The following is a 23,707-nucleotide window of genomic DNA, read 5'->3' on the forward strand; positions in this document are numbered from 1 at the left end:
GCCGGGAATGTGGAAAAGTGCTGATAGTGGAGTAGGGTTGCTAGCCCATCGATCCTATCAAGCGACAGAATTCGGTCTCAGCAAGGCCGTATGCCTCACCTGCGAACGCCTCAAGTCGTTTGCGGTCCCGGATCGTTACGAGGCCTCGCGAACTGTAGACCAGGTGATCACCCTCAAGCTGATGGAGAGACGTCGTCACGCTCTGCCGCCTTACGTTCAGCATTGCGCCTAGGAATTCGTGTGTCACAGGCAGCTCGTTTCCAGCCGTCCTGTCATGCACCATCAAAAGCCATCGAGCGAGCCGCTTTTCGACGGAATGCGTCGTGTTTGACAGTGCGGTGAAACTGGTCTGGACGAAAAGGGCCTGCGCGTATCGACTCAAAATCTTTCGAAGTGCCCTACTCGCGGCGAGCGCCTCAAAGAGATGGTCGTTCAATATTCGATTGCCCTTGCCCTCCACCTGCATAAAGACCTTGAACGGGGCCTGGTCGTCCTCGAATAGACTATTTGGTGGCGACATGCCTTCCCGACCGAAGATCGCAACTTCGACCTCATGTCCAGCTGGCGAGACAGCCACCACCGATCCAATGCCCGACTCCAGAAAGAAGCTGTATTTTGCCGCTTTGTTCGGTTCCGCCATCTCGAACAATCTGGGGAGTTCGACCGGCTCGAAGTTGGCAACTAATCTTTTCCTGTCCGGCTCTTCCATTAAGGCTATCAGACGATTGAACATTATTTGGTTCTCCGTGGTGGTCTGGAGAAAGATGTTTCGTGACGGCATTCTGACAAGATCGCTCTTACTACTCCGAGACGAAAACCAATAGTGAAGCAAAGGGACGCTACCTTAACGCCCGGAAAAGGGCTGAGCCCGCCTCAGTCTTTAAGTTGTGTCATTGTGCGTCGTTCCAGCTGTCACTCGTTCGGCAGCAGCACTAACCCGCGGCTGGCTGACAAGGCAGCCAGAAATTTGGCGGCGATGTCGCCCACCAACAAGCGTTCACGGTTCTTGCAAACACGATGACGGCCCAGCTCGGCGCGTCAATCGACATGCCGTTCAATCATCTAAACAGCAGGTTATCCTCCATCTGCTCTATGAGCTAGCGCTCTGAGCGGATCGTGTGGGAAGCCTGAAACAACAGCGCACGCTGTAGCTATTTCGGCGGGATGGACGGGCGGCCGATCGCTGAAAACATCGCTTCAAATCAGGCAACACTTTCCGACGGTGGTGTAACATCGCGCGGATTGCGGCAGCGGATCGTTTTGGCGGGACGCGTACCTCGCAGCTCGCATAAGAAAACAGACTTGCTGTCTGGACATCACTGCCTCGCATGTCTTCAGACATTTGTCGGCGGGTACCAACTCGTCCGGCACGCTGAAGAATTTGACGGCTACCCCGTCACTATTGATGAATTTGTCGAGCACGCAAGGGATGGCCGGCTTGGATATCGGCGCTTGATCGCCGATGCAGCGGACAAGGCCGGCTGGGGTATGGGCATCGCTGCCGCCATCCTCAACCCACCACTGTTCGTCATAGTTGGCCAGCTGGTCGCAATCGGCGAAGCCTTCCTGACGCCGATGGAGCGCAGTTCTTGCGCCACACCCTCCAGCCGCCGGACCACCTGGTTGAAACAACGAGACCCCGTTTCGTGGATGGGAAGTTTCTGGGTAATGATGACACAGTCCTTGGTGCAGTGGCTCTCGTGTTGCATCAACACGGACGCGTCACCGGCTTTTCATAGCGGAGTTAGGCTTCCCAAATCGAACGTGACGGTCGTAGCGCTTGATGGGATGCGAGCCGTCGACCCCGTGCTTATCGCCGCTCTAAACAATTGATCAGAAGCGATCCAGTGACTGGGAACATCAGGCCATGGCCCTAAATTTTCTTAGGTCTGCGCGACTACATTGCTGTATAGCCGCCATCGATGGTCAGCACCGTGCCGGTGATGTAACTCGATGCGTCAGTGGCGAGAAAGAGAACGGCATTGGCGATTTCGCGGGGCTCGCCGAGGCGACCCATCGGCGTCATGTGCATCCATGTGTCGAACCACTCCGTGTTGCTACGGCCGCGCAAGGTCAGCTCGGTGGCGACATAACCGGGTGCGACGGCATTGACGCGCACACCACTCCTTGCCCATTCGACCGCCAGCGAATTGGTCAACAGATTCACGCCGGCCTTGGCAGCGTTGTAGGATACCTGCGGCTGGGGGAAGACGGTGACCTCGCCACAGATGGATGAGATGTTGACCATCGAGCCGCGCCCGGCAGCCACCATGCGGCGCCCGAACGCCTGGGCGCAATGGAAGACACCGCCGAGATTGATATCAAGCACGGACTGCCAGTCGTTTCGGCTCATGTCGAGAGCCGGCGCATTGCGCACAATACCGGCATTGTTGACCAGAACATCAACAGAACCATGCTGCGCATAGATTGTTTCCACGACATCCGCGACCATCGCGGGTTTTGTGACGTCGAGCGCGACGAATGCAGCCGCACTTCCGGACCTGACGATCGCATCGACGACAATGTCGCCCTCCGTCTGATCCAGGTCGGCGATGACGACACGGGCACCAGCATCGGCCAGCCGTTCGGCGATCGCCCGGCCGATGCCGCGCGCTGCCCCCGTGACAACGGCCGTCTTGCCGTCGAGGCGGAAATCGGCATCACCCATGTCGTGTACCTCCCTGTTCGAGAACCGATTTCAGCGCCGGATAGAGTACCCGGTACTGCTGATAGAATTCGTTGTGGAGTGCCATTTCGCGAGGCTGCGGCTCAATGCGTTTGCCAGGGCGCACCCAACCTCTCGGACCTTTTCAAAAGCGATATCATATTGCTCTCTGCGGGCACTGCGAAGGTGAACGCCACGCGCGCGATCTTGAAAGCTGGGTTTATAACAGGCCTCGTGATCGACGCCGATAGCGCGCGACAATTGGATGTAATTTTGCAGCGCTAGCGGCAGACCTATGTAGGACACGGTCGACGTACCAACGACATAAGCGGCGGGCATTAGCCTCGAACCATGACGAACCACGGACCTGTCGTGAAACTCCATCTCCGACCGATCGTCGCCAGTCAGCCTCGGATCGAAGCCATTTAGATGAATGGTCGATCGCTTCGTGATCAATCACTCAATATCTCGCTACCCTCCCCATCTACATTTCTGCAGCGCTGTCTCAGGAACGGTGTCGGCAGCCAAAGTCCAAGCCGCTCTGCGCGGTCGCACGCCATGCATCGCAGAACAGCACGACGCTGCCTGTTTGGAGGCACGGTGCGATTGTACCGGCGGCATAAGAACAGTATGTGGTTTCAGCGCATCCCACCTTATCGCTCAAAGCATTAAACGTCTCTCTTTCACGTCTAATTATGACAATAAAAGCATATCGTACCGCTCTTGGCCATTGCGTATCTTTCTGACCCGAAATATTATTCCCACACACAAAGGGGAAACGCCCGTTCTTGAGACCAAAAATATACTACATTTCAAAAATAGCATCTCGTGAGCAGCTGTCTTATGGCCATACATGCCTACCTGCAAAAAAACATTGGTAAAAACGAGGTGACAGACGTCCAAGAGATGCTGGCAAAGTTTGCTGGCGAACGAAACTGGACGATTGCCACCACCAGCGTCGAGACCGAGGGCGGCGCGACATACAACTGTCCGGGCCTTTTCCACCTATTGGCAATCTGCAAGCCCGGCGACATCCTCCTGATCGCCCAAGTGGACCGTCTTACCCGTCTGAACGTCGAAACCTGGGATCAGTTGCGCTCCGAAATCAACGCCCGTGGTGTTCTCGTGGTATCTCCGGACCTGCCGACAACGTGGGCTTTCGGATCGGCGGAACCGACTGAGCTCTGGGGACCTGTGAATCAGGCGATCAACAGCACCCTTATCGACGTCCTGGCCACCGTTGCGCGTAAAGCGCAAGAAAATAAGCGCTGGCTTCAGCGTCAAGGTATCGCCGCTACCAAGGCGGCCGGTGGTTATCGTGGCCGTCCGGAGAACACGCGGCGCAACGACGAGATCATAGCGATGCTTCGAAGTGGGAGGACCTGGGAGAGCGTGCGGAATAAGGTCCGATGCTCGAACTCCACAATCGCGCGAATGGCAAAACGCATAAAGACCGAGCCGGTGGACGAATGACCGTCCCCGGCTGCCGCTGAGGCCAAAGCCTTTGGACTGTGGGCGTCCGCCATTCGGGCTTTCGGGGCAGGTGTCAGCGGCGGTGCCGTCGCAAATGGCATCCCCGTGCTCCACCGACCGGACCATCTGCAGTAGGTAGGAATAAGCCGCACCTGATGTCCTGGTCGTGACCGCCGGTTATTGCCCGTCCCCGGATCATCGGTGCAATTGCGCTATAGCGGTGTGAAAAACGCAGCTCGGCTGTCTCGCGCAATTGCCTTTTGCTGTTGGAAGCAGCAAGACATGTTCGGTGTGCTGAAGATGGCCGATGCGCCGTGCAGGAATATGAATGCGGACTGGGATGACCGGCGCCTGAGGAAATTGTTGATGGTATCTGCCGATCGGCTCGTTCTGCCCTTTTTGGCTTTGCCGCGCGTAACAAAGCGCGCCTTTGCACTCCTGGTCGACTCCAGCCTTTGTGTCCTTACGGTATGGTTTGCCTATTGTCTGCGGCTTGACGGGTGGGTGATCCTCGAGGGCGTCGAATGGGTGCCTGCCTTCGTCTCGCTCCTGCTCGCGATCCCGATCTTCATCGTGCTGGGGCTTTATCGCGCGATCTTCCGCTATGCCGGCCTCTCGGCGTTCATGACCGTGGTCAAGGCGGTGGCGATATACGGCCTGGCCTTCATGACGATCTTCACCGCGATCAGCATTCCAGGCGTGCCGCGCACCGTCGGCATATTGCAGCCGTTGCTGCTTCTGATCGCTGTCGGGCTGTCGCGCATGTGGACTCGCTACTGGCTCGGCAACGCTTACCAGCGGCTTCTGAACCGCAATTCGCTGGCAAAAGTGTTGATCTATGGCGCTGGTGCTTCCGGAAGGCAGCTCGCCGCAGCTCTGTCCAATAGCTCGGAGTTGAATGTCGTAGGCTTTCTTGACGATGACAGGCACCTGCATGGCAGTATCATGGCCGGGCTGCCGATCTACGATCCCGCAGACCTTCCGGCACTTGTTGCTACCGGCGAAACACGCGATGTATTACTGGCGCTGCCGAATGCCACAAGGCAACGCCGCAACGAAATCCTGGAGGCGATTCGCAAGGCCCGCGTCACCGTCCGCACCATGCCCGACCTGACCGCCTTGGCGCAGGGACGTGTGGCCGTGTCCGACTTGCGTGAACTCGATATCGAGGACCTACTTGGCCGCGATGTCATTGCGCCCGACCAGGCTTTGCTCGACCGCAACATCCGAGGAAAGGTCGTCATGGTGACCGGTGCCGGAGGCTCGATCGGCAGCGAGTTGTGCCGCCAGATCGTCAAGAACCGCCCCTCGAGCCTGCTGCTGGTGGAGCAGAACGAATTCGGCCTCTATCTCATCTTGGGCGAGCTCGAGAAGGCGGCGCTGGCGATCCAGGATGCCGAGATCCGCATTATCCCTTTTCTTGCCTCCGTTCGCGACGGACCGCGTCTGGAGCAGATCATGACGGCATGGAAGCCGAGCACCGTCTACCACGCTGCCGCCTACAAGCACGTGCCGCTCGTCGAGTATAACCCTGCCGAAGGTATCAAGAACAACGTCACCGGGACCGTCGCCGCAGCCACGGCAGCGCAAAAGGCGGGCGTCGAGAATTTCGTCCTCATCAGCACGGACAAGGCGGTTCGCCCGACCAATATCATGGGCGCGAGCAAGCGACTTGCGGAGATGGTGCTGCAGGCCCTCGACGCCGATCGCGTCACCAGCGGCACGACCACGAGTTTTTCGATGGTCCGCTTCGGCAACGTGCTGGGCTCATCGGGTTCCGTCGTGCCGCTGTTTCGCCAGCAGATCCGTGACGGTGGCCCGGTTACGCTCACCCATCCGGAGATCACCCGCTATTTCATGACAATCCCGGAAGCCTCGCAGCTGGTCATCCAGGCCGGCGCCATGGCATCGGGCGGGGATGTCTTTCTGCTCGACATGGGAGAGCCGGTTCGCATCGTCGATCTCGCCCGCCGTATGGTTGAGCTTTCAGGTTTCAGCGTTCTGGACGACGACAATCCGGAGGGCGATATCGAACTGCGGATTACCGGCCTGCGTCCCGGCGAAAAACTCTTCGAGGAACTGCTGATCGGCGACAACCCGCAGCCTACGCCGCATCCGCGCATCATGCGGGCTCGTGAGGATTTTCTCAGGTGGCCGGAATTGTCCGAACGCCTGGCGGCGCTGGAGAAGGCACTGGATGAAAATGACATTCCGCTCGCCCAGAGCATCCTGAAGATGCTGGTCTCCGGCTATGCCCCGAATGGAAATGTGGTGGACCTGGTGTTTCGCGAACGCGAGGGAGAGGCCGCCGCTTAGACCGGCTCGCGGTCTTTTGTGTTTGAGCGCCTGAAAGCTTCTAGCGGCTGATCCGCTGGCATCCCCATGTCGCATAGAACCACCGTCGCAGCTGGTCGTGAGCGCGGAACCAGTGGGTTGTCATGCGCAGCATGAAGTGTCGCTTGGCAGCCCTGTAATGCGACCTCTTGCCGATCGTCGTGTCTCTTCGATGCGGACTGAATGTTACGAGATTGTCTTCTGTCGAAAACGTCTGGACACCAGTCGACCAGCCGCGTTCGAGAGCGACATCGTAGGGCAACAGAACCGTATTCAACCTCTTTACCAACTTCAACGCCGCTTCGCGCGTGACAATGTAGCATGCAGCCGAGCCCTGGGGACCGTGCAGGCAGCGGCCGACGACATCGCCGAGGGTGGTCATAGCGACGGGTCTGAAACCGACCTTTCGGTGATTTGCGAGCTTGATGACGCTGCCCTCGGTGCCAGGCACGGCCGCCACGGCCGCCATGGCCCGCGGGATAAGTGCCGCGTTGAGGTCGACATCATCCTCTATGATGATGGCCATCGCGTCGCCACTGGCAACGAAGGTTTCAAGAGCCAGCAGGTGGCTTCGATAACAGCCGTATTCGCCGGCGAGGATCGTGCGGCCGTTGTGATAACTGAAGGAGCGGGGATGAAAGCCGACCCGCTCCTCCGCGAGCACAGATTGGCCGTCTACGGCTGCGACCCGAACGAGGTTCAGGCCATGCTGGACGGCCTGGGTGCGGAGGCGATCCCAGCGCTCGATGCAGCGATCCAGATTGATAACGTAAATGAGGAGCGGAGACGCGGGGACAGCCCTGTCAATCCCGTGACAGGCATCCTTTCGCTCGACCCGTTCAAGCATTCACTCAACTCCCGACAGATCAGCACGACTAAGGTCGCAACATCCAAAGAAGACGTATAAGTCATAGTGCATAGTGACCCCGATTGCGAGTCCTGGCGTCGTCTCATAGTCGACGCCCCAACGAAAGCTGCCCCGACAGCGTGGGGCGACCGGAGTTGTCACCGCAGGGCACCGCAAAGCGGACCCCGCCGTCGAAAGCCTAATCCATAGCCGGCTGTCATCTGCGAACACCACTTAGGTTTGACGAAAGAACAGATTCGATCTGTCGGCTAACAGCCGACGTCGTCAAGCAGTCATCCGCATCACCCTGCGTGTAAAGATGCCGGATGCAGCTTTGACAGGAAGCTATTTCCCAACTCATCTTGAATTTTAGTATATTTGAACTGTGAAAGCTCAAAGCCCCTGCTTAGCCTATAGTCGCCGGCGTCACGAAAGGCGACGGCTCAAGAAACGGCGACGTGCGCCACATGGGTAGGGACGGGACAATGAAACTCCACAAGGGACTGCTTGCCAGCTTGTTCGGCGCAATGACACTGGCTGCTGCCTTCGGAGCCAGTGCGGCCGACAAAAAAGTCGTCGTTGGCTATCAGACGGATGCCTTGCCGTCGTCGGTCGGCATCGCTAACGGCGCCTTTGCCAAGGCGACCGGCTATGACATCGATTTCCGTAAATTCAATTCTGGCGCCGATATCTTTGCCGCCATCGCCTCCGGTGACGTGCAGGTCGGCTATGTCGGTTCCAGCCCCTTTGCAGCGGCGACTTCGCGCGGCCTGGCCGTCAAGGCCTTCTACCTCTCGTCGATTTCGGGCATCGACGAAGCGCTTGTCGTGCGCAATGGCTCTGGGATCAATACGCTGGCGGATCTGAAAGGCAAGAAGCTGGCGGCCGCTCCGGTCTCGACTGACCACTACCAGCTTCTCGCTCTCATCAAGAGCCTCGGCCTGACCGAAAAGGACGTTCAGGTCTTCGCCATTCCCCAGCCGCAGATCGTTGCGGGTTTCGCGCGCGGTGATATCGATGGCGGCTTCGTTTGGGATCCAGCGCTGACTGAACTGAAAAAGAACGGCAAGGTGCTTATCACCTCCAAGGAGGTTGCCGACAAAGGAGCGCCGACCTTCTCCGCCTGGGTCGCCGCTACCGACTTCGCCGACAAGAACCCCGGTTTCCTGAAAAACTTTGCCGGCGTTATCAACGCCTCCTATGTTTCCTTCGCCAACGACAAGCCCGCTTGGGGGCCGGACAGCGACAACGCCAAGCTGCTGGCCAAGCAGCTCGGCGGCACGGCGGAACAGCAATCTGCCGCACTGAAGAACCTGACATTGCTGACACCTGAAGTTCAGGCTTCCGATGCCTGGCTCGGCGGTGGTGAGAAGTCCGGTGCGGCCAAAATCCTCAAGGATACAGCAACGTTCCTTAAGGACCAGGGCAAGGTCTCGGACGTCCTGCCAAGCTACGCCGCCTTCGTCACGCCGGACGCCGTCGTCGCGCCGAGTAACTGATAGCAGCTGTCCCGCGCTGTCGTTATTCGCAGCGCGGGAAACGAATTGGATTTCACATATGCTGAAAGTCGAACGCGCCTCCGTCTATTTCAAAGCGCGGGATGGCCGCACTGTGCATGCTCTGGACCGGGTGTCTCTCGACATCCCCGACCAGGGTTTCGTCGTTGCACTGGGTGCTTCCGGCTGTGGCAAGTCGACCTTGCTGCATGCCATCGCCGGATTTCTGCCGCTGTCGGAAGGCAAGATAACGCTGGACGGCCGGCCGATCGAAAAGCCCGGTGCCGACCGTGGCGTCGTGTTTCAGAAAGATACGCTCCTGCCCTGGAAGTCGGTCCTCGACAATGTTGGCCTCGGGCTGAAATTTGCGGGCGCCGGAAAATTCGAGCGCCGCGAGAAATCGCAGGAGCTGCTGCAGCTGGTTGGTCTTGGCGAGTTCGGCAACGCCCTGCCTCATGAGCTCTCCGGTGGAATGCGCCAGCGCGTCGGCATCGCCCGGGCACTGGCGACGGAGCCGGATATCCTGCTCATGGACGAGCCGTTCGGCGCGCTCGACAGTCTGACGCGCGAGCAAATGCAGGAGCTTCTGGTGTCGATCTGGCACCGGACGCGAAAGCGCATCTTCTTCATCACCCATTCGATCGAGGAGGCGCTGTTCCTTGGCACAGAACTGATCGTCATGTCGCCGCGCCCAGGCCGGGTCGTCGCTAGATTCAGCCTCGATTTCGTCAAGGATCTTGCCAAAAGTGGCGATGCGCGGGCGATCAAGACATCGTCCAAATTTGCCGATCTGCGCGAAGAGATCCGCACCATCATCCACAGCACCGACGACGTCAGGAGCGCTGCCGAATGACCGAACTGACAGAAGCAGCGAGCATTCTCCATCCCGAGGCGGAGGCGACCCATCGCCTCGTCAAGATGCGCACCTTCGGCATAGGCGAGCGATCGACTGCACCGATCAGCATCATCACCGGTATTTTGCTCTTGGCCGCCTGGTGGGGCGTGGCGAAATCTGGGCTCGTCGCCCATCTCTTTCTGCCGACGCCGGAAGAAGTCGTGAAGCAGGCAGTCGCCGTCTACAATGACGGCTATGCTGGCGCATCACTCTGGGAGCATGTCTCGGCCAGCCTGTTTCGAATTCTCTCTGCCGCGTTCGTTGCCTGTCTTTTCGGCGTGCCCGTCGGGCTGGCCATGGGATTGAACCGCTGGGCCAAGGGCGTACTCGACACGCCCATCGAATTCTACTGGCCGCTGCCGCCACTCGCCTACCTGCCGCTGATGATCATCTGGCTCGGCATTGGCGAGACGTCTAAGGTCACCCTGCTGGTTCTGGCGATGTTCGCGCCAATCTGCCTGTCTGCCCAGGCCGGTGTGCGGTCCCTACCGATCGAGCGGGTCAACGCTGCGCTGTCGCTGGGCGCCAGCCGCTGGAACCTGTTTTTCGACATCGTTTTGCCCTCGGCATTGCCGGAAATCCTGACGGGCATCCGCATCGCGCTCGGCGTCGGCTGGGGAACGCTTGTGGCGGCCGAATTGATCGCGGCAACCCGCGGAATTGGGTTCATGATCATGTCGGCCTCGCAATTTCTGGCAACGGATGTGGTATTCGTCGGCATCGGCATCATCGCCGCTTGCGCGTTTGCCTTTACGCTGGTGATGCGTGCCTTGGAGGCATGGCTCGTGCCCTGGAAAGGCAAGAGCTGACGCTCCTGTCAGTCGAAACCTCCGCGGAACAAAAGAGAGTAGGTCACCATCAGGAAGCTGGCTCAAGATGCGCGAGTTTCGCCCACTTGACGATCTCGTGCGGCTTTGCAATTCATTGGCAGAGGTCGCCGAAGAGGGCTATTTTTCCTGCATTGGGTGCCAGGATCGAAGTAGCGAGATACTGTTGCAATGAGGTCATTGCTGCTGCTCGATGAGCCGACCTCGGCGCTGAATGCGTCCGTCCAGGCCGGCATTCTCGACCTGCTCAACGATCTCGCGGTATCGCATGACATGACGCTGGTCAGCCATGATCCCGGCGTCATCGGACATATGACCAGGCCATAACGATGGAGAAGGTGCGCATCATCGGCGACGCCGACCACGCTGCGCTCGTCGCGCAGGCATCGGCCGTGCGTTAACGACGCCGCCGATAGCGCAGAGAAGACAAGCTGCCGTCCAGTTCGGAAATCTGCGCTAGCAGCTCGTCGGTGGTGCCGTCCTCGCAATCGTCACTTCCAAAGCAGCGGCGCGCCTCATGCAGATTCAGCCTGTCTTCCAAACTGTCGCGGCAAGACCGAAGGCGACCGAAATAGCGCAGGACGCTCATAGCGTTCTCCATGTCAGACGTGGATGTCTCCGCGGAAACGGTTCTGTCAAATTAGTCTATCCAGCGAGTAGACTAAAGAAATGCAGCCCCGCTCTTGTCGCAATTCTTGAAAAAGATGACCACCGGGTGCCAACCCTCGGCTCTAGATCATCCGGCAACGACCCGCCGCTAAGCACGGATGCGCAGGACGGCGCGATGTGAGCGGCCGATGTCGAGATCCGCGGCGACGCCCCCATGCAGATCGATTGAGGAGACGCCCTCGCCACGCGTTTGCAGACGGCCCTGCTCCGCGCCATGGTCTGGCCCGACGAGTTCGATAATCGACGCGCCGATGGCGATGCGGATATCCTCGCCGGATCGCGTGACGGCATCGTCGCCCAACAGCGCGCGATAACGGCCGGCGCTCGCCGCAATGTCAGCGACATCGACACGAACGACGGCGATGCCCTCAGCGCGGTTGGCGTGCTTGCGGTGCTCGCCAAGAGGCACGCGCAAATCCCGCGCGGTGACATCGCCGCACCAGAAGGGCAGGTCGCGCGTTTCCGGCCGAACGATCTGCCAATCGAGCCTTACGCCATCCGGCCGCACGCGTCCGCCGGCGGCGGGCTCTGTTAAGCTGAGGCCCCGCGCCCGGGCGGCGGCGATACCCGCCTGCGTGTCGTCGGGAGCAAGGGCGAAGTCGACAAAGCCCTCGCCGGCCTCAGCAAGCAGCGTCCACCACGGATTGCCGGGATCGGGCCGATGATAGGCGATGAGCTCGAAATAGGCGCCATCGGCAAACACCACCAGGGCATTATGCGATACGCCGCCATGATGCACGCCGCCGGGATAAACCGTGAAGCCGAGTAGCCGGTAATCCGCAACGGCCCGCGCCAGATCGTTGACGGCGATGACGATATGGTCGAGGGCAAAAGCCATGGCTTGGTTTCCTTTGCGGCAGGATCGTGGGAGAGGTCGGACGCGCAAGCCGCTTCAGGCCGCAGGCGTTGGCTCTCCGAGCGACAGCATCAAGCGGTTGGCCCAGTTGAAGAATGCAGCGCCATGGATGACGTCGGAAATTTCCAGATCGTCCAGCCCCTCGGTCCGCAAGCGCTCAATTTCGGCAGCTCCAAAAACGGAGGGCGTGGCCGTCAGCGCCACGGAGGCGGCGACGATGGCATTCCAGCGGCTGCCGAGATCGGCATCGGTGCCCTCATCGAGAAGCCGCTGCACATCCTCCGTTCGCCTGGAAAAATGCGAGGCAAAACGGGCATGCACCGAGGCGCAGAAGATGCAGCCATTGGAGCGCGATGCGGCGGCGGCGGATACTTCGCGCTCGGCGCGCGGCAAGCCGGACCTGGTGTTGTAGAAAATGTCTTTGTCCGCCTTGGTGCGGGCGCCCAAGATGTCGGGATCACGGGCAAGCAGCATGAAATAACTTGATTTCGCGCGGGCCGCATCGACGAGGCCGGCCCAATGCCGTTCGGTCAGGTCGGCCTCTTCCAATGGCTGAAGCCAGGGTGTCCAGCCGATCTCGGCCTGGGTAAAGGCGTTCGGGCGATTGTCGATATCGGTGTGGATGATCGTCTCGGTCAAAGTTGTCTCCTACGTGTTCACGGTTGCCGTCGTGTTTGGAGCAGCCAGTCGCTTGGTGCCGGCAGCGGCCAAGGCGGTCAGACCGCCAACCACGCGGATCTGGAAGGCCAGGAAGGCGACGATCTGCGACAGTGTGACGATGGCCGTCGTGCTCCAGCCGGCATCCAGCAGCCTCTGCAACGCCGCGGGGCCGGCCTCGCGCGGCCGGAACACCAGCAGATGGCTGTGCTGCAGCGCTGCCGTCAGCGTCTTGCCAAGCGTCACGGCGTTGAATTCTGAGATGGCGAAGGCCGGCCCCGGCTTGTCCTCCGCCGAAAGCGGCCCGCTCGGGAAGCGTCCGTAAGGCCCTTGCGTCCGTCCCTTTTCAACCTCGGCCTTGATGGCGCCGAGAAGCGACGCGCCGCCAGGAATCTCGGCCAGGCCCGAGGCATAGAAGTCCGCCACCGCATCGGCTCGATGCAGCCCCGCGACGAAGGCGGCCACCGTCAGGCGCTCAGTCCGACTGACATCGCCAGGCTCGGTTGGCTCGAACAGCGCCAGATAGCTCTTCTGGGCATTGGCGCGTGTTTCAGGTCGCTCGCTGCGAATGCGATCAATCTTGGACCCGGAGCTTATTCTGGTCAGGAGGTCGATGACGTCAGGTGTTGACGATGTCATGGGAATACCTTTCTGTTGAAAACGCGATCACATGGTTGCCACATTGAGGCGCCCAAGCGGTCGAATCGACTGCCCGCTCCAGCCTAGCGCAGGCGCGACTTCGCTGGCGATCAGCTCGAGCGAGCGCAGGATATAGGCGTGTGGTGGATCGACGGAGTGCACCTGGAAGACAAGATCGGTGACGCGCGACAGCGCCGTGTCGGCCTTTAACGAGGCAATGACATCATCCGGCGTCCCGACATGCACGTCGAAGGCCTTGATCAGGCCGGCGGTCGTCCGGTCGGCGATGACATGGCCGCTAGCGACAAAGCGCTCGACGCTGCGCTGAAGGCCGATTTCCGCCAGATGCAACGCCTCTTTCCGGTCGTCGGCGACAAACAGGCTGCGAGAGCCGAGAATGCGCGGTGCACGCCCGGTCGGCAACGCCGCATGATAGGCGTCGATGATCGGGTTCTGCAGGTCCCAGAGGGCTGCAGACGGTGCCTGCTCCGGTCGCGGTTGGGTGCGCGACAGCATCAGGCCGTCGCCATCGCGGCCGGCCCTCTCGCCGCCGCCGACAGAGAAGGTCGCCTGCCAGACGCGATCCCCGAGGGTCGGCGCCCTCGGATAGAGCCTGTTGCCCCCCGGCAACTCGCCGCCGCTCCAGGCATTGCGGATGTTGGCGAGGTGGCTGGCATAGACGGGTCCGCGTTCGGCGCTTTCAAGGCCAAAGGGCAAGAAAGCTTGCGGCGTGCCACCGGTGCCAAAGCCGACCTCCAGCCGACCACCTGACAAGAGATCGAGCACGGCGGTGTCTTCGGCCACCCGCACGGGATTTTCCATCGGCAGGGTGATGACGCCGGTGCCGAGCCGGATGCGCGAGGTCCGGGCGGCAATATCGGCGAGCAGAATGAGCGGCGCCGGTAGGCCGCCTTCCTCCCCGTTAAAGTGGTGTTGCGCTAACCAGGCGCTGTCGAAGCCGAATTTCTCGGCATGGATGATCTGTTCGCCGACAAGGCGATAGCGGGTTTCTGCGTCCGTCTGGTCGAGTACGCGGCTGAAGAAGCCAAGGCGCTTTGGCTGAGAGCAAGCGGTCATGGGATTATCCTGCACTGGTAAGGGCGGCGCGCGTCAACAGCTGGTAGCGCTTGCCCGGAATGGCTTCGAGCAGCTCGCGGGTGTAGGCGTTTTGCGGATTGCCGAAAACGTCTTCCACCGCGCCATCCTCGACCAGCCTGCCGTTGTTGAGCACGGAGACGGTGTCGGCGATTTGTCGGACGACAGAAAGATCGTGTGAGACGAACAGATAGGTGAGGCCGAGATTTTGCTGCAACTTTTCCAGCAGCGTCAGGATCTGTGCCTGGACGGTAACATCGAGGGCGGACACAGCTTCGTCGAGCACAAGAATCTGCGGATCGAGGACCAGCGCCCGGGCAATGGCAACGCGCTGCCGCTGGCCGCCGGACAAAGCCCGCGGCTGGCGGTGCAGCACATCGGCCGGCAGGCCGACCTCTTCCACCATCGCCGCAACTCTGTCGAGCCGCTCTGCCGGCGCGATCCGCTCGAAATTCAAAAGTGGCTCCTCGACGATCCGGCGGATCGTCTGGTGCGGATCGAGCGAGCCGAACGGGTTTTGATAGACGAGCTGGATTTTCTTGCGAAAAAGCCGCAGCGTCTCGCCCTTCAGCGAAGCGAGGTCCAACCCATCGATGACGATCCTACCCGTCGTCGGGCGCAGGAAGCCGGCGACGGCGCGGATGGTCGTGGTCTTGCCGGAGCCGGATTCGCCAACAATGGCATGGGTGGTGCCGCGCCGGACGCGGAACGAAATGTCGTTGACAGCCCGAAAACCCGCACCCCTGCCCTGTCCAAACTCCTGGACGAGGTTTTCGACGACGATGATGTCCTTCGAGAGATCGTTCGCCGGCTGCGTATTGTCTGTCTGCTGCACGGCAATGGCCGCAAAGAGCCTTCGTCTGATGTTAAGAGACGGCGCATCCGCCAAGAGCTGACGGGTATAGCTGCTTTTCGGCTGCCGCAGAATTTGGGCGGTGCGGCCCTGCTCCTGGATGACGCCGTGCTGCAGGACGACCAGCCGGTCTGCGCGGTCGGCGGCGACCCCGAGGTCATGGGTGACAAGCAGCACCGCCGTCCCCGATTCCTGCCGCAGCCTGTCGATCAGCTCGAGGATGTGCCGCTGCACTGTAACATCCAGCGCGCTGGTCGGCTCATCGGCAATGATCAGCGATGGCTTGAGAGCGATGGCGATGGCGATCAGCACCCGCTGCTTCATGCCGCCGGACAGTTCGTGGGGATATTGCCCGGCGCGAAGTTCGGGCTGATTGAGGCCTACCCGATGCAGCAGTTCGATGGCGAGCTTATAGGCCTGCGCACCCGAGGCCTTGCCGTGGATGGTGAGGATTTCTGCCACCTGTCGGCCTATTATCTTGACCGGGTTGAGCGAATTGCCCGGGTCCTGAGGGATAAGGCTGACGACCGAACCGCGAATACCGTTCAATCGCTTCTGCGGCCATCGTGCAATGTCCTGGCCATTAAGGCGGACGCTGCCGCCTTCAAGCCGGCCGTTAGAGGGCAGCAGCCCGATGATAGCCTGCGCCGTGGAACTCTTGCCGGAACCGGACCCACCGACCAGCGCTACAACCTCGCCGGCGGCGACGGTAAAATCGATGCCATGAACAGCGGTGCGCCATCCGTTCCGGTCCTCGTAGCCGACCGTTAGGCCGGAGACGTCGAGGGCATGCAAGGCGGCGTTGTTAACTGTCTGAACGATGGTCATATCCGCGCCCTCCCAATGGCTTGGCTGACACGATTGACAGAGAGTACGACCAATACGACGACGATGCCGGGTGCGGCCGTCAGCCACCAGGCGGTCGCGATATAATTTCGCCCCTCGGCGATCAATAGCCCCCATTCGGGTGTCGGCGGCGGTGCGCCGAAACCGAGGAAGCCAAGCGTTGCCAGCTGCAGGATGGCCCAGCCGATCTGCAATGCCGTAAACCCGATGACGGATGTCAGGGAGTTCGGCAGGATATGGCGCCAGAGCACCTGTAGGAAAGTGCCGCCACTGCCGAAGGCGGCCTCGACATAGTCGCTGCGGCGGACGGTGACGACCTCCGAGCGCACCAGCCGGGCAAAGCTGGCGATTGAGGTGACGCCGACGGCGATGGCGGCGTTGGTCGTACCGAAGCCAAGTAGCGCGATGACGCTCAGCGAAAGCAGCAGCGCCGGGATCGACAGCAGCACATCGACGAAGCGCATGATGGTGGCATCAACCCAGCCGCTGAGCGAGCCGGCGAAAATACCCATCGTCGTGCCGACGACAAGCCCAATGGAGACGGCCGCAAGCGCGCCTGACAGCGAATTGATCGACCCATAGACGATGCGACCGTAGACGTCGCGGCCGAGCGAATCTGTGCCGAGCAGATGCAGCGCGCTCGGTGCCTTGAGCTGCTGGCCCGGCTGGCCGGCAAAGGGGTCGTAGATCGTGAACAGACCCGGCACAATGGCCCACAAAGTGACGACGGCAAGAACGATGATGCCAAGGATCAGGCCCGGTTGGAGACGACGGATCAACCCGCGAGAGCGTCGATGTTCGGGCAGCAGGACTGGTGCTGGCGCAGCTGCGCCAACGCCGGTTTCCGCTGTTTCGACGGTATGTCCGGCTACATCGAGAAGGCTCATCGGATCCCTCCAAAAGCAACTCTCAGCCTCGGGTCGAAGACTGGATACAAGAGGTCAACGACGAGGTTGATGACCACGAAGGCGGTGGCGGAGATAACGACGATCGCCTGCAGCACAGCGACATCCTGACTATTGACCGCCTGTTCCGTCAGGCTGCCGATGCCATTCAGCCCGAAGACGGTCTCGGTAACGACGGCGCCGGCCAAAAGTTCGCCGAACAGTACGCCAGCGACGGTCATGACGGGAAGCGCCGCGTTTTTGGCGACATGCCGCCAAAGCACCCAGGCATGCGACGCACCCTTGGCACGGGCCACCGACACAAAGGGCCGCGTCAAGACCTCATCGATGTTTCGCAACAGGATTTGCGCCATCGGCGCCGAGATCGGCACGGCAAGTGTCAGCACCGGCAGGATCAGACCCTGCCAGGGGCCGGGGTTGATTACCGGGACGAGGTGGAAGCGAAACGAAAACAGGTGAATGAGCATGATCCCAAGCCAGAAGGCCGGTACAGAGATGAAAAGCGCCGGGATCGACTGGATGAGGGTGCGCAATCGTCCGAAGCCGGCGATGTTGGCGAGCACGGCGATGACCATGGCAAACAGCGTTGCGGTCGCAAAGCCGAGGCCGGCAAGCCACAGGGTGGCCGGTAGATTGGTGGCAAGCTCGGAGCTGACCGGAACGCCGGCCTTGAACGAATAGCCGAAATCGCCCGTCAGAAACTTGCCTATGGCGCGAAAATATTGCTGCAATATCGAGCCATCAGCAGCGTAGGCGGTACGGAGCTCCGCCAGCTGGTCGGGGCTGAGGCCATAGTCCGGATTCTGAAATTTGATCAGCACCGCATCTCCAGGCATCGCCTGCAGCAGCAAGAAGGAAACCGTGAAGCTTACCCAGAGTACCAGCACCGCCTGCCCTACTCTGAACATGATATATCTTGGCATGACAGACCTCATCAACTGCATTGGCCCGGACGTCTGGCCGGGCCAGATATGTTTCAGTGTTCGGCAAGCCAGGTGTCGTAGAAGCTTGGACGGCCGACGGATTCAAAGGCAATGCCGCGGACATAAGGCGCGCTGGCAAAGACTTGCGGCTCTTCGAAGATCGGGATGACATAGGCCTGGTCGAGCAGATATGCCTGCGCCGCCTTGGAGGCGGCAAAGCGTTGGGCGCTGTCGGTTCCCGACGCAACGCTTTCCAGGAGTCCGTTCAGCTTGGCATCGACGAAGGTCGCCTTGGCGTTGAGACCGCCCTTCTGCAGCAATGCATCGCGGTTGAGCGGGTAGAACTGGCTTTTGATCACATCGGGATCGGCGCGGCCGACTTCGGCAACCACCAGCGGCGTTTTATCGGGATTGACGGTGTCGACGACGACATTGCCCGAGGTGCCGGCCAGCACTTGCAGCTTGACACCGACCTTTGCCCACTGCTGCGCCACGAGCTGCAGCACAGCCTTGTTCTGCGGCTGCGGCAGGGATTCGTAGACGGCCAGCGTTAGTGGCTTGCTGTCCTTCTGGCGAACGCCGTCTCCCCCCTTCGCCCAACCAGCCTCATCGAGAAGTTTTTCCGACAGCGCCGGGTCGTAGGATAGCTTATCGGACAGATCCTCATAGGCCGCGGCGGATGACGAAATCACGGATTTGGCAGCCGGGTAGTTGGCAGAAAACAGGGTCTCGACGATCTCCTTGTTGTTGGTCGCATGCAGAAGCGCCTGGCGCACCCGCACGTCGGCCACCAGCGGGTTCTCCGGTCGCAAGGCAATGCTGTCGTTGACGCCGCGGGTCGGCGCGGCATAGATCGGGAAGCTCTGGTCGCTGACCTGCTTTTCGTCATAGGCTTGCAATTGGCGGATGAAATCCGCTTGCCCTGACAGCAGCGCGCCGATGCGAACGCTGTCTTCGCCGGTAATTATGTATTTGAGGCTATCGAGATAGGCGCGCCCCTGATGCACGAGCTTCTGAGGACCCCAGTTGTAATCGCCGCGTGCCGTCAGCGTCAGATCCTTGCCGATGGTCTCGGCTGCGACCGTGAAGGGGCCGGAACCGATGATTTTCGTGGCGTCGCCGAGTTGCTCGAAGGGCAGGCCTAGCGTCTTCAACGACACCAACCCGGAGCCGATCACAGAGGTCCCCTGCAGGAAGCCGGGCGCCGGTTTCTTGAAGACAAATTTTACCGTTTGCGGATCGATAACTTCGCTGTGGTCATAATTGTTGATGACTTCGGAAACCGGCTGCTTCAGTGCCTTGTTGCCATGTCCAAAAGTATCGAAGTTCCTGGCCACCGCGTCGGCATCGAGCGGCGTGCCGTCGGAGAAGGTCACGCCCTTGCGCAGCTTGAAGACATATTCGGTGGCATCGGTGTTTACAGTCCAGGAATCGGCTATCCACGGCTCGATCTCCAGCGTCTTTGGGTTCTGGTAGGTCAGCTTGTCAGTGATCTGGTTGAGGATGCCGCCGTTCGGGTAGAAGCCGCCGGCCGGCGGATAGAGATTGGTGTGGGCCTGCTGCTCGAGATAGACCAGCGTGCCACCTGGTACCGGTTTCGCGACATCCGCCGTAAAGGCAGTCGATGACAGCAGCGATGCGATGCCGGCGAATGTTGCGGCCATGAAGGTAGTCTTGTTGCGCATGGGAGAGCCCTTGATGTGAATTCCTCTCAAGGGTACGGCATGCGGCTGCAGGCGCAATATTCTCTATTAAATTAGTGTGCTATTTTTGTCGGTATATGCAAAACAACCGACGCGTAAGATCATCTTTCCTTGCAACTTGTCTCCGATCCCATCCGCCGACCCTGTCTCGCGGCTCGTTCGGTATACAACTGCGACATCGGCCAGCACTTGCCCGTGGCATTGTCGCCGTGAATGCGGCACGCGGCCTAGACATCAGTTGGCCTATCCCCACCGCTCGGGATGTCCGCTGCCGTCGGCACAGCTATTCTCGAAAAATTATTCCTGTTGAGGCAGCCGAATGAGAGAAATCTGCGTCCCGCATCGGGGTGCCTTCTCTTACGATTGCGATAAGACAATTTTTTCGTCAAATCAAAAACAAGAGGCAGCCCCAGATGATGTCGACGATCAGAGCTACATTCTTGGGAGTTGCAGTCGCCGTCGGCATGGTCGCCGGGTCTGCAGGGGCGGCCCAGCTTTCAGAGATCCGCATCGACTGGGCTACCTACAATCCGGTAAGCCTGCTTCTCAAGAAGGAGGGCTTGCTGGAAAAGGAGTTCAAGAATGACGGCATCAAGATCACCTGGGTGCAGTCGGCCGGATCCAACAAGGCGTTGGAATTCCTTAATGCGAGCTCGATCGATTTCGGCTCGACAGCCGGCGCCGCGGCGCTGATTGCCCGTGTCAACGGCAATCCGGTCAAATCGATATATGTTTTTTCGCGGCCTGAGTGGACGGCTCTGGTCACCCGTGCAGACAGCCCGATCAAGTCTGTAGCCGACCTCAGGGGCAAATCCATCGCAGTCACGCGTGGCACCGATCCACACATATTCCTCGTGCGCGCGCTGGCAGATGCCGGGTTGACAGAAAAGGATGTCAAGCTTGTGCTGCTGCAACATGCCGACGGTAAGCTCGCCCTATTGCGTGGCGATGTTGACGCCTGGGCGGGCCTCGACCCCCTGATGGCATCGGCCGAGGTCGAAGAGGGCGCGAAGCTCTTTTTCCGCAAGCCCGAGAACAATACCTGGGGCGTGCTGAACACCACGGAGACGTTCGCTGCAGAGCATCCAGACATCGTGAAGCGCGTGATTGCGGTATACGAGCGGGCACGCCAAGATGCCCTAAAGCACCCTGAAGCGCTCAAGGCGGCGCTGGTCGAGGCAGCGAAGCTACCGGAAAACGTGATCGACAAGCAACTCGAGCGCACCGACCTCACCAAGCCGACCATCGGTACAGCCCAGAGGGAAACCGTTGTCGCGGCTGGAAAGGCATTACAGAAGGCCGGAGTCATACAGGCAGGGGCGGATGTCGAGAAGGTGGCAGGTGAACTGATCGATACGGACTTTGCCGTCACAGATACTCGGTAGGGTTACGGTTCACTCCATGACGGATGCAGCCGAAGTCAGGCAGACTATCGATAAGCAAGCCGCGAGCGCCCGCAAACGACGGGCGCTCGCGGCTTTTTCCGTGCGCATTGCCAAGGCAATTATCATTCCCGCTGGTCTACTCATTTTCTGGGAAGTGGCTGTCGATCTCGGCTGGATGGGTGGACGGTTGATGCCGCCGCCGTCGATGGTGATGAAGACAATCTGGGCACTGTTGCAGAGTGGCGAGTTGCTGACACATGTGTGGATCACGACGCTTCGCGTTCTGCTGGGATTCTGTATCGGAACCGTGGCTGGCACCATTGCCGGCGCGCTGACGGGCTATTTTCCGCTTGCTCGCCAGTTGCTCGATCCGACCCTGCAGGCGTTAAGGGCCATCCCCTCAGTCGCCTGGGTGCCCTTGTTCATCCTTTGGCTCGGTATCTTCGAGACATCAAAAATCGCGCTGATTGCCGTCGGCGTGTTCTTTCCTGTCTATCTTGGCTTTTCCGGCGCGCTGCAGTCGGTTGATCGCAAGATCGTTGAGGTCGGCCGCATCTTTCGGCTGTCAGGTTTTGCGATGGTCGGGCGCATTTTGCTGCCAGCGGTGTTTCCTGCCTACGTGATTGCATTGCGGGCTGGTCTTGGACTTGGCTGGATGTTCGTTGTCGCCGCAGAGTTCATGGGCGCTTCCGAAGGACTTGGCTACCTGCTCGTCGACGGCCAGCAATTGGGGAAACCGGCGCAGATCATGGCGGCTATTGTCTGTTTTGCAATTATCGGCAAGGCAACCGACAGCTTGCTGGTCTTGGCCACCGCCCCTTTGCTTCGCTGGCAGGACACTTTCAACCGGGGGCAGAGCTGATGTTGTCGTTGCAGGGTCTTTCAAAAACATTCGCCGGCGGCATGCACGCTCTTGAGGGAGTTTCACTGCGGGTGAGACCCGGCGAGATCGTCGCCGTGATCGGCGGCTCCGGCTGCGGCAAGAGCACGCTGCTGCGTCTAGTTAGCGGCCTTGATCACCCAAGCCGTGGCCGTGTGATGCTGGGCGCAGAAACGATTTTGGAACCGCACCCTCGCATCAATCTGATTTTCCAGGAGCCGAGGCTGCTGCCGTGGTTGACGGTGGCGGGCAATGTGGGCTTTGGATTGCCGAAACAAACCGCTATCAACCGGGTTGGCCTTGTAAATGAGGCGCTGGAGAAGGTCGGCCTCTCATCCTATGCGGCGCGGTGGCCGAAGGAGCTTTCGGGTGGTCAAGCGCAACGTGTGGCGATTGCGCGTGCCTTGGTGACCCGCCCAAAAGTCCTGCTTCTCGATGAGCCGTTTTCGGCCTTGGACGCATTTACCCGAATAGATCTGCAAGACCATCTTCTCGATATCTGGGATGATACGCGGCCGACGCTGATCCTCGTTACTCACGACATCGAGGAGGCAGTAGCGTTGGCAGACCGGGTCGTTGTCATGCGCCCACGTCCTGGCCAGATACTCGATGAGGTTGCGATCCAGCTGCCAAGAAAGCGAGACAGGACAGCCCCCGCCTTTGAAGCTAAAAGACGCGAAATCCTGGCGCTTCTGAATATGTCGTTACAATCTGCAGCGTGTCAGATGACCGCAAGTCGATCGTGATCAGTGTGTTACCAGTCGGACATCGCCGACGTCACCGAACCGGGCACGTCGGCAGTTCGGCCACTGACCTGCGACGGCGGGTGCGTGACTTCATACCTTCAAGCAGCTGATAACCGCCGCTCCATCGACCAAAGCCACTGGCCGTGTTGATGTGTCCGGCGTTACCGATATTCTTTATCTCTGCGCCCCAGCAACGGCCGACCAGCGTCAGGCGGTCGAGCGACATGTAGCGGTCGTTGAGGCTGCCAACGACTTTAGTGGGAAAAGGCAATTGCCCCATCGGCATGTCGCCGAAGAGGACTTTCCCGGGGTGAAGAGTGTGGGTCGGCTCTAGATCACAGGGCGCGACGAGCAGCGCGGCCTTGACCTGTCTGGCGGCGCCTCTCCCGGCGAGGTGTGCGGCGAGCAGGCAGCCAAGGCTGTGGGCAACGATATAAGCCTCGCCGACAGCATCGAGCGCCTCTTCCAGACGCAGCATCCAATCACTGAGCCTCGGATTGTTGAAATCATCCTGAACGACGCATAGGCTGTCAGGCTGGTCCCGCAACCAATGCTGCTGCCAGTGTGCCTCATCCGATCCGAATAGCCCCGGCAAGATTAGGACTGCGGTCATGACCTGATTTTCTCCCTCAAGAGGATTCTGGGACGCGAACAATCCCTGGTCCTGCTCGTTGAGCTCCCCTCAGACCAGTCCCGCGACAAATGCGAACAGGAACAGGAATGCGAAGACGACCGCCCCCGTCTCAGCGCAGCGCGCTAAGCTGCGCCTCAGATCGACCGGCTGAATAAGCTGCAAATGCCAAGTGTATCCAATGACATAGCTCATATATGGGCCTCAATACCACGGTGCAGGGCTGAATCCCCAATAGTACATCTCGTATTCACTGGTCGGGCGCTCGCGCTCGTGCTCTGGAAACACCTCAGGGGTGCGCAATTTCTGCCGCTGTCCACGCTCGAAAAGAGTGGCGAGACGCAGTGTCAAATGTCCAAAAAATTTTGGCTTCATGCTGATC

23 protein-coding genes and 1 pseudogene are annotated in these 23,707 nt (G+C 60.0%); 10 read left to right on the forward strand and 14 right to left on the reverse strand.

The annotated features are described in order from the left end of the window. Positions 1 to 40: 40 nt before the first annotated feature. Positions 41 to 733 (reverse strand): Crp/Fnr family transcriptional regulator, encoded by a 693-nt coding sequence (locus J5278_RS21465; RefSeq protein ID WP_209186903.1) that lies wholly within the window; start codon positions 731 to 733, stop codon positions 41 to 43. A gap of 569 nt (positions 734 to 1,302) precedes the next feature. Between J5278_RS21465 and J5278_RS21470 the strand changes: the two genes are divergently transcribed. Continuing rightward, entirely contained in the window at positions 1,303 to 1,833 is a 531-nt protein-coding gene (locus tag J5278_RS21470; protein ID WP_219259063.1) for a hypothetical protein, read from the forward strand. 64 nt (positions 1,834 to 1,897) lie between these two features. Here the strand turns inward: J5278_RS21470 and J5278_RS21475 are convergent, their stop codons facing one another. Continuing rightward, entirely contained in the window at positions 1,898 to 2,668 is a 771-nt protein-coding gene (locus tag J5278_RS21475) for an SDR family NAD(P)-dependent oxidoreductase (RefSeq protein ID WP_219259065.1), read from the reverse strand. Positions 2,669 to 3,508: 840 nt separating this feature from the next. On the opposite strand from J5278_RS21475, the gene J5278_RS21485 reads away from it, so the two are divergent. Beyond that, positions 3,509 to 4,138, forward strand: a complete 630-nt coding sequence (locus J5278_RS21485; protein ID WP_219259067.1) for a recombinase family protein — start codon at positions 3,509 to 3,511, stop codon at positions 4,136 to 4,138. A gap of 366 nt (positions 4,139 to 4,504) precedes the next feature. Beyond that, positions 4,505 to 6,454 (forward strand): nucleoside-diphosphate sugar epimerase/dehydratase, encoded by a 1,950-nt coding sequence (locus J5278_RS21490; RefSeq protein WP_219259069.1) that lies wholly within the window; start codon positions 4,505 to 4,507, stop codon positions 6,452 to 6,454. Positions 6,455 to 6,494: 40 nt separating this feature from the next. Here J5278_RS21490 and J5278_RS21495 read toward each other — a convergent pair whose 3' ends face one another. Beyond that, positions 6,495 to 7,319 (reverse strand): glycosyltransferase family 25 protein, encoded by an 825-nt coding sequence (locus J5278_RS21495; RefSeq protein WP_219259071.1) that lies wholly within the window; start codon positions 7,317 to 7,319, stop codon positions 6,495 to 6,497. Between the two features lie 485 nt (positions 7,320 to 7,804). Between J5278_RS21495 and tauA the strand changes: the two genes are divergently transcribed. The 4 genes and pseudogenes from tauA to J5278_RS21515 form a co-directional block, all read left to right on the forward strand. After that, positions 7,805 to 8,818, forward strand: a complete 1,014-nt coding sequence (tauA, locus tag J5278_RS21500; protein ID WP_219259074.1) for a taurine ABC transporter substrate-binding protein — start codon at positions 7,805 to 7,807, stop codon at positions 8,816 to 8,818. A 58-nt stretch (positions 8,819 to 8,876) separates the two neighbouring features. Continuing rightward, positions 8,877 to 9,668, forward strand: a complete 792-nt coding sequence (locus tag J5278_RS21505; RefSeq protein ID WP_142831690.1) for a taurine ABC transporter ATP-binding protein — start codon at positions 8,877 to 8,879, stop codon at positions 9,666 to 9,668. Next, positions 9,665 to 10,519 carry an ABC transporter permease subunit gene (locus J5278_RS21510; protein WP_209185846.1) on the forward strand — a complete coding sequence of 285 codons (855 nt, stop codon included), beginning with the start codon at positions 9,665 to 9,667 and terminating at the stop codon, positions 10,517 to 10,519. Before J5278_RS21505 ends, J5278_RS21510 begins: the two co-directional genes overlap by 4 nt. 198 nt (positions 10,520 to 10,717) lie before the next feature. After that, positions 10,718 to 10,852 (forward strand): annotated as a pseudogene (locus J5278_RS21515) (ABC transporter ATP-binding protein); the annotation flags it as partial. Positions 10,853 to 10,934: 82 nt separating this feature from the next. Here the strand turns inward: J5278_RS21515 and J5278_RS21520 are convergent. From J5278_RS21520 to J5278_RS21560, 9 genes are all read right to left on the reverse strand, one after another. Beyond that, complete coding sequence (locus J5278_RS21520) at positions 10,935 to 11,126, reverse strand: hypothetical protein (protein WP_142831688.1); 192 nt, start codon at positions 11,124 to 11,126, stop codon at positions 10,935 to 10,937. Positions 11,127 to 11,294: 168 nt separating this feature from the next. Then, on the reverse strand, positions 11,295 to 12,044 hold the full coding sequence (locus tag J5278_RS21525; RefSeq protein WP_209185845.1) for a VOC family protein: 750 nt from the start codon (positions 12,042 to 12,044) through the stop codon (positions 11,295 to 11,297). Between the two features lie 54 nt (positions 12,045 to 12,098). Then, positions 12,099 to 12,701 carry an alkylhydroperoxidase domain protein gene (locus tag J5278_RS21530; protein WP_219259086.1) on the reverse strand — a complete coding sequence of 201 codons (603 nt, stop codon included), beginning with the start codon at positions 12,699 to 12,701 and terminating at the stop codon, positions 12,099 to 12,101. 9 nt (positions 12,702 to 12,710) lie between these two features. Beyond that, positions 12,711 to 13,358 carry a CMD domain protein gene (locus J5278_RS21535; RefSeq protein WP_209185844.1) on the reverse strand — a complete coding sequence of 216 codons (648 nt, stop codon included), beginning with the start codon at positions 13,356 to 13,358 and terminating at the stop codon, positions 12,711 to 12,713. Between the two features lie 27 nt (positions 13,359 to 13,385). Next, positions 13,386 to 14,435, reverse strand: coding sequence for a putative FMN-dependent luciferase-like monooxygenase (locus J5278_RS21540; RefSeq protein ID WP_209185843.1), 1,050 nt, complete (start codon positions 14,433 to 14,435; stop codon positions 13,386 to 13,388). Between the two features lie 4 nt (positions 14,436 to 14,439). Beyond that, entirely contained in the window at positions 14,440 to 16,134 is a 1,695-nt protein-coding gene (locus J5278_RS21545; protein WP_219259088.1) for an ABC transporter ATP-binding protein, read from the reverse strand. Further along, the gene (locus J5278_RS21550; RefSeq protein ID WP_142831682.1) at positions 16,131 to 17,039 is read right to left on the reverse strand and encodes an ABC transporter permease; all 909 of its coding nucleotides are present in this window, start codon (positions 17,037 to 17,039) and stop codon (positions 16,131 to 16,133) included. Before J5278_RS21550 ends, J5278_RS21545 begins: the two co-directional genes overlap by 4 nt. Continuing rightward, positions 17,036 to 17,980, reverse strand: a complete 945-nt coding sequence (locus tag J5278_RS21555) for an ABC transporter permease (RefSeq protein WP_209187807.1) — start codon at positions 17,978 to 17,980, stop codon at positions 17,036 to 17,038. Before J5278_RS21555 ends, J5278_RS21550 begins: the two co-directional genes overlap by 4 nt. Before the next feature lie 53 nt (positions 17,981 to 18,033). Next, positions 18,034 to 19,665, reverse strand: a complete 1,632-nt coding sequence (locus J5278_RS21560) for a TIGR04028 family ABC transporter substrate-binding protein (protein ID WP_374109208.1) — start codon at positions 19,663 to 19,665, stop codon at positions 18,034 to 18,036. A gap of 434 nt (positions 19,666 to 20,099) precedes the next feature. Between J5278_RS21560 and J5278_RS21565 the strand changes: the two genes are divergently transcribed. Genes J5278_RS21565 through J5278_RS21575 form a run of 3 tightly spaced genes read left to right on the forward strand, consistent with a single transcriptional unit; the run spans position 20,100 to position 22,694 of the window. Then, positions 20,100 to 21,068, forward strand: a complete 969-nt coding sequence (locus J5278_RS21565) for an aliphatic sulfonate ABC transporter substrate-binding protein (protein ID WP_142831679.1) — start codon at positions 20,100 to 20,102, stop codon at positions 21,066 to 21,068. Between the two features lie 16 nt (positions 21,069 to 21,084). Continuing rightward, positions 21,085 to 21,930: an ABC transporter permease gene (locus tag J5278_RS21570; RefSeq protein ID WP_142831678.1), complete on the forward strand. Its 846-nt coding sequence runs from the start codon at positions 21,085 to 21,087 to the stop codon at positions 21,928 to 21,930. Then, positions 21,930 to 22,694: an ABC transporter ATP-binding protein gene (locus J5278_RS21575; RefSeq protein WP_209185840.1), complete on the forward strand. Its 765-nt coding sequence runs from the start codon at positions 21,930 to 21,932 to the stop codon at positions 22,692 to 22,694. Before J5278_RS21570 ends, J5278_RS21575 begins: the two co-directional genes overlap by 1 nt. A 31-nt stretch (positions 22,695 to 22,725) precedes the next feature. Here J5278_RS21575 and J5278_RS21580 read toward each other — a convergent pair whose 3' ends face one another. Together J5278_RS21580 and J5278_RS21585 are read right to left on the reverse strand one after the other, a co-directional pair. Further along, entirely contained in the window at positions 22,726 to 23,307 is a 582-nt protein-coding gene (locus J5278_RS21580; RefSeq protein ID WP_142831697.1) for an alpha/beta hydrolase, read from the reverse strand. Positions 23,308 to 23,529: 222 nt separating this feature from the next. Beyond that, a complete protein-coding gene (locus J5278_RS21585) occupies positions 23,530 to 23,700 on the reverse strand; it encodes a hypothetical protein (protein WP_153816604.1) in 171 nt (56 codons plus the stop codon). Positions 23,701 to 23,707: the final 7 nt, after the last annotated feature.

Source organism: Rhizobium sp. B21/90 (genome assembly GCF_019355815.1).
Taxonomy (GTDB): domain Bacteria; phylum Pseudomonadota; class Alphaproteobacteria; order Rhizobiales; family Rhizobiaceae; genus Rhizobium; species Rhizobium rhododendri.

What these genes read in the sequence shown, in the direction of transcription:
- J5278_RS21465 (WP_209186903.1), bottom strand. Translation starts at nt 733, where the DNA reads ATGTTCAATCGTCTGATAGCCTTAATGGAAGAGCCGGACAGGAAAAGA.
- J5278_RS21475 (WP_219259065.1), bottom strand. Translation starts at nt 2,668, where the DNA reads ATGGGTGATGCCGATTTCCGCCTCGACGGCAAGACGGCCGTTGTCACG.
- J5278_RS21485 (WP_219259067.1), top strand. Translation starts at nt 3,509, where the DNA reads ATGGCCATACATGCCTACCTGCAAAAAAACATTGGTAAAAACGAGGTG.
- J5278_RS21490 (WP_219259069.1), top strand. Translation starts at nt 4,505, where the DNA reads ATGGTATCTGCCGATCGGCTCGTTCTGCCCTTTTTGGCTTTGCCGCGC.
- J5278_RS21495 (WP_219259071.1), bottom strand. Translation starts at nt 7,319, where the DNA reads ATGCTTGAACGGGTCGAGCGAAAGGATGCCTGTCACGGGATTGACAGG.
- tauA (WP_219259074.1), top strand. Translation starts at nt 7,805, where the DNA reads ATGAAACTCCACAAGGGACTGCTTGCCAGCTTGTTCGGCGCAATGACA.
- J5278_RS21505 (WP_142831690.1), top strand. Translation starts at nt 8,877, where the DNA reads ATGCTGAAAGTCGAACGCGCCTCCGTCTATTTCAAAGCGCGGGATGGC.
- J5278_RS21510 (WP_209185846.1), top strand. Translation starts at nt 9,665, where the DNA reads ATGACCGAACTGACAGAAGCAGCGAGCATTCTCCATCCCGAGGCGGAG.
- J5278_RS21520 (WP_142831688.1), bottom strand. Translation starts at nt 11,126, where the DNA reads ATGAGCGTCCTGCGCTATTTCGGTCGCCTTCGGTCTTGCCGCGACAGT.
- J5278_RS21525 (WP_209185845.1), bottom strand. Translation starts at nt 12,044, where the DNA reads ATGGCTTTTGCCCTCGACCATATCGTCATCGCCGTCAACGATCTGGCG.
- J5278_RS21535 (WP_209185844.1), bottom strand. Translation starts at nt 13,358, where the DNA reads ATGACATCGTCAACACCTGACGTCATCGACCTCCTGACCAGAATAAGC.
- J5278_RS21540 (WP_209185843.1), bottom strand. Translation starts at nt 14,435, where the DNA reads ATGACCGCTTGCTCTCAGCCAAAGCGCCTTGGCTTCTTCAGCCGCGTA.
- J5278_RS21545 (WP_219259088.1), bottom strand. Translation starts at nt 16,134, where the DNA reads ATGACCATCGTTCAGACAGTTAACAACGCCGCCTTGCATGCCCTCGAC.
- J5278_RS21550 (WP_142831682.1), bottom strand. Translation starts at nt 17,039, where the DNA reads ATGAGCCTTCTCGATGTAGCCGGACATACCGTCGAAACAGCGGAAACC.
- J5278_RS21555 (WP_209187807.1), bottom strand. Translation starts at nt 17,980, where the DNA reads ATGCCAAGATATATCATGTTCAGAGTAGGGCAGGCGGTGCTGGTACTC.
- J5278_RS21560 (WP_374109208.1), bottom strand. Translation starts at nt 19,665, where the DNA reads ATGCGCAACAAGACTACCTTCATGGCCGCAACATTCGCCGGCATCGCA.
- J5278_RS21565 (WP_142831679.1), top strand. Translation starts at nt 20,100, where the DNA reads ATGTCGACGATCAGAGCTACATTCTTGGGAGTTGCAGTCGCCGTCGGC.
- J5278_RS21570 (WP_142831678.1), top strand. Translation starts at nt 21,085, where the DNA reads ATGACGGATGCAGCCGAAGTCAGGCAGACTATCGATAAGCAAGCCGCG.
- J5278_RS21575 (WP_209185840.1), top strand. Translation starts at nt 21,930, where the DNA reads ATGTTGTCGTTGCAGGGTCTTTCAAAAACATTCGCCGGCGGCATGCAC.
- J5278_RS21580 (WP_142831697.1), bottom strand. Translation starts at nt 23,307, where the DNA reads ATGACCGCAGTCCTAATCTTGCCGGGGCTATTCGGATCGGATGAGGCA.
- J5278_RS21585 (WP_153816604.1), bottom strand. Translation starts at nt 23,700, where the DNA reads ATGAAGCCAAAATTTTTTGGACATTTGACACTGCGTCTCGCCACTCTT.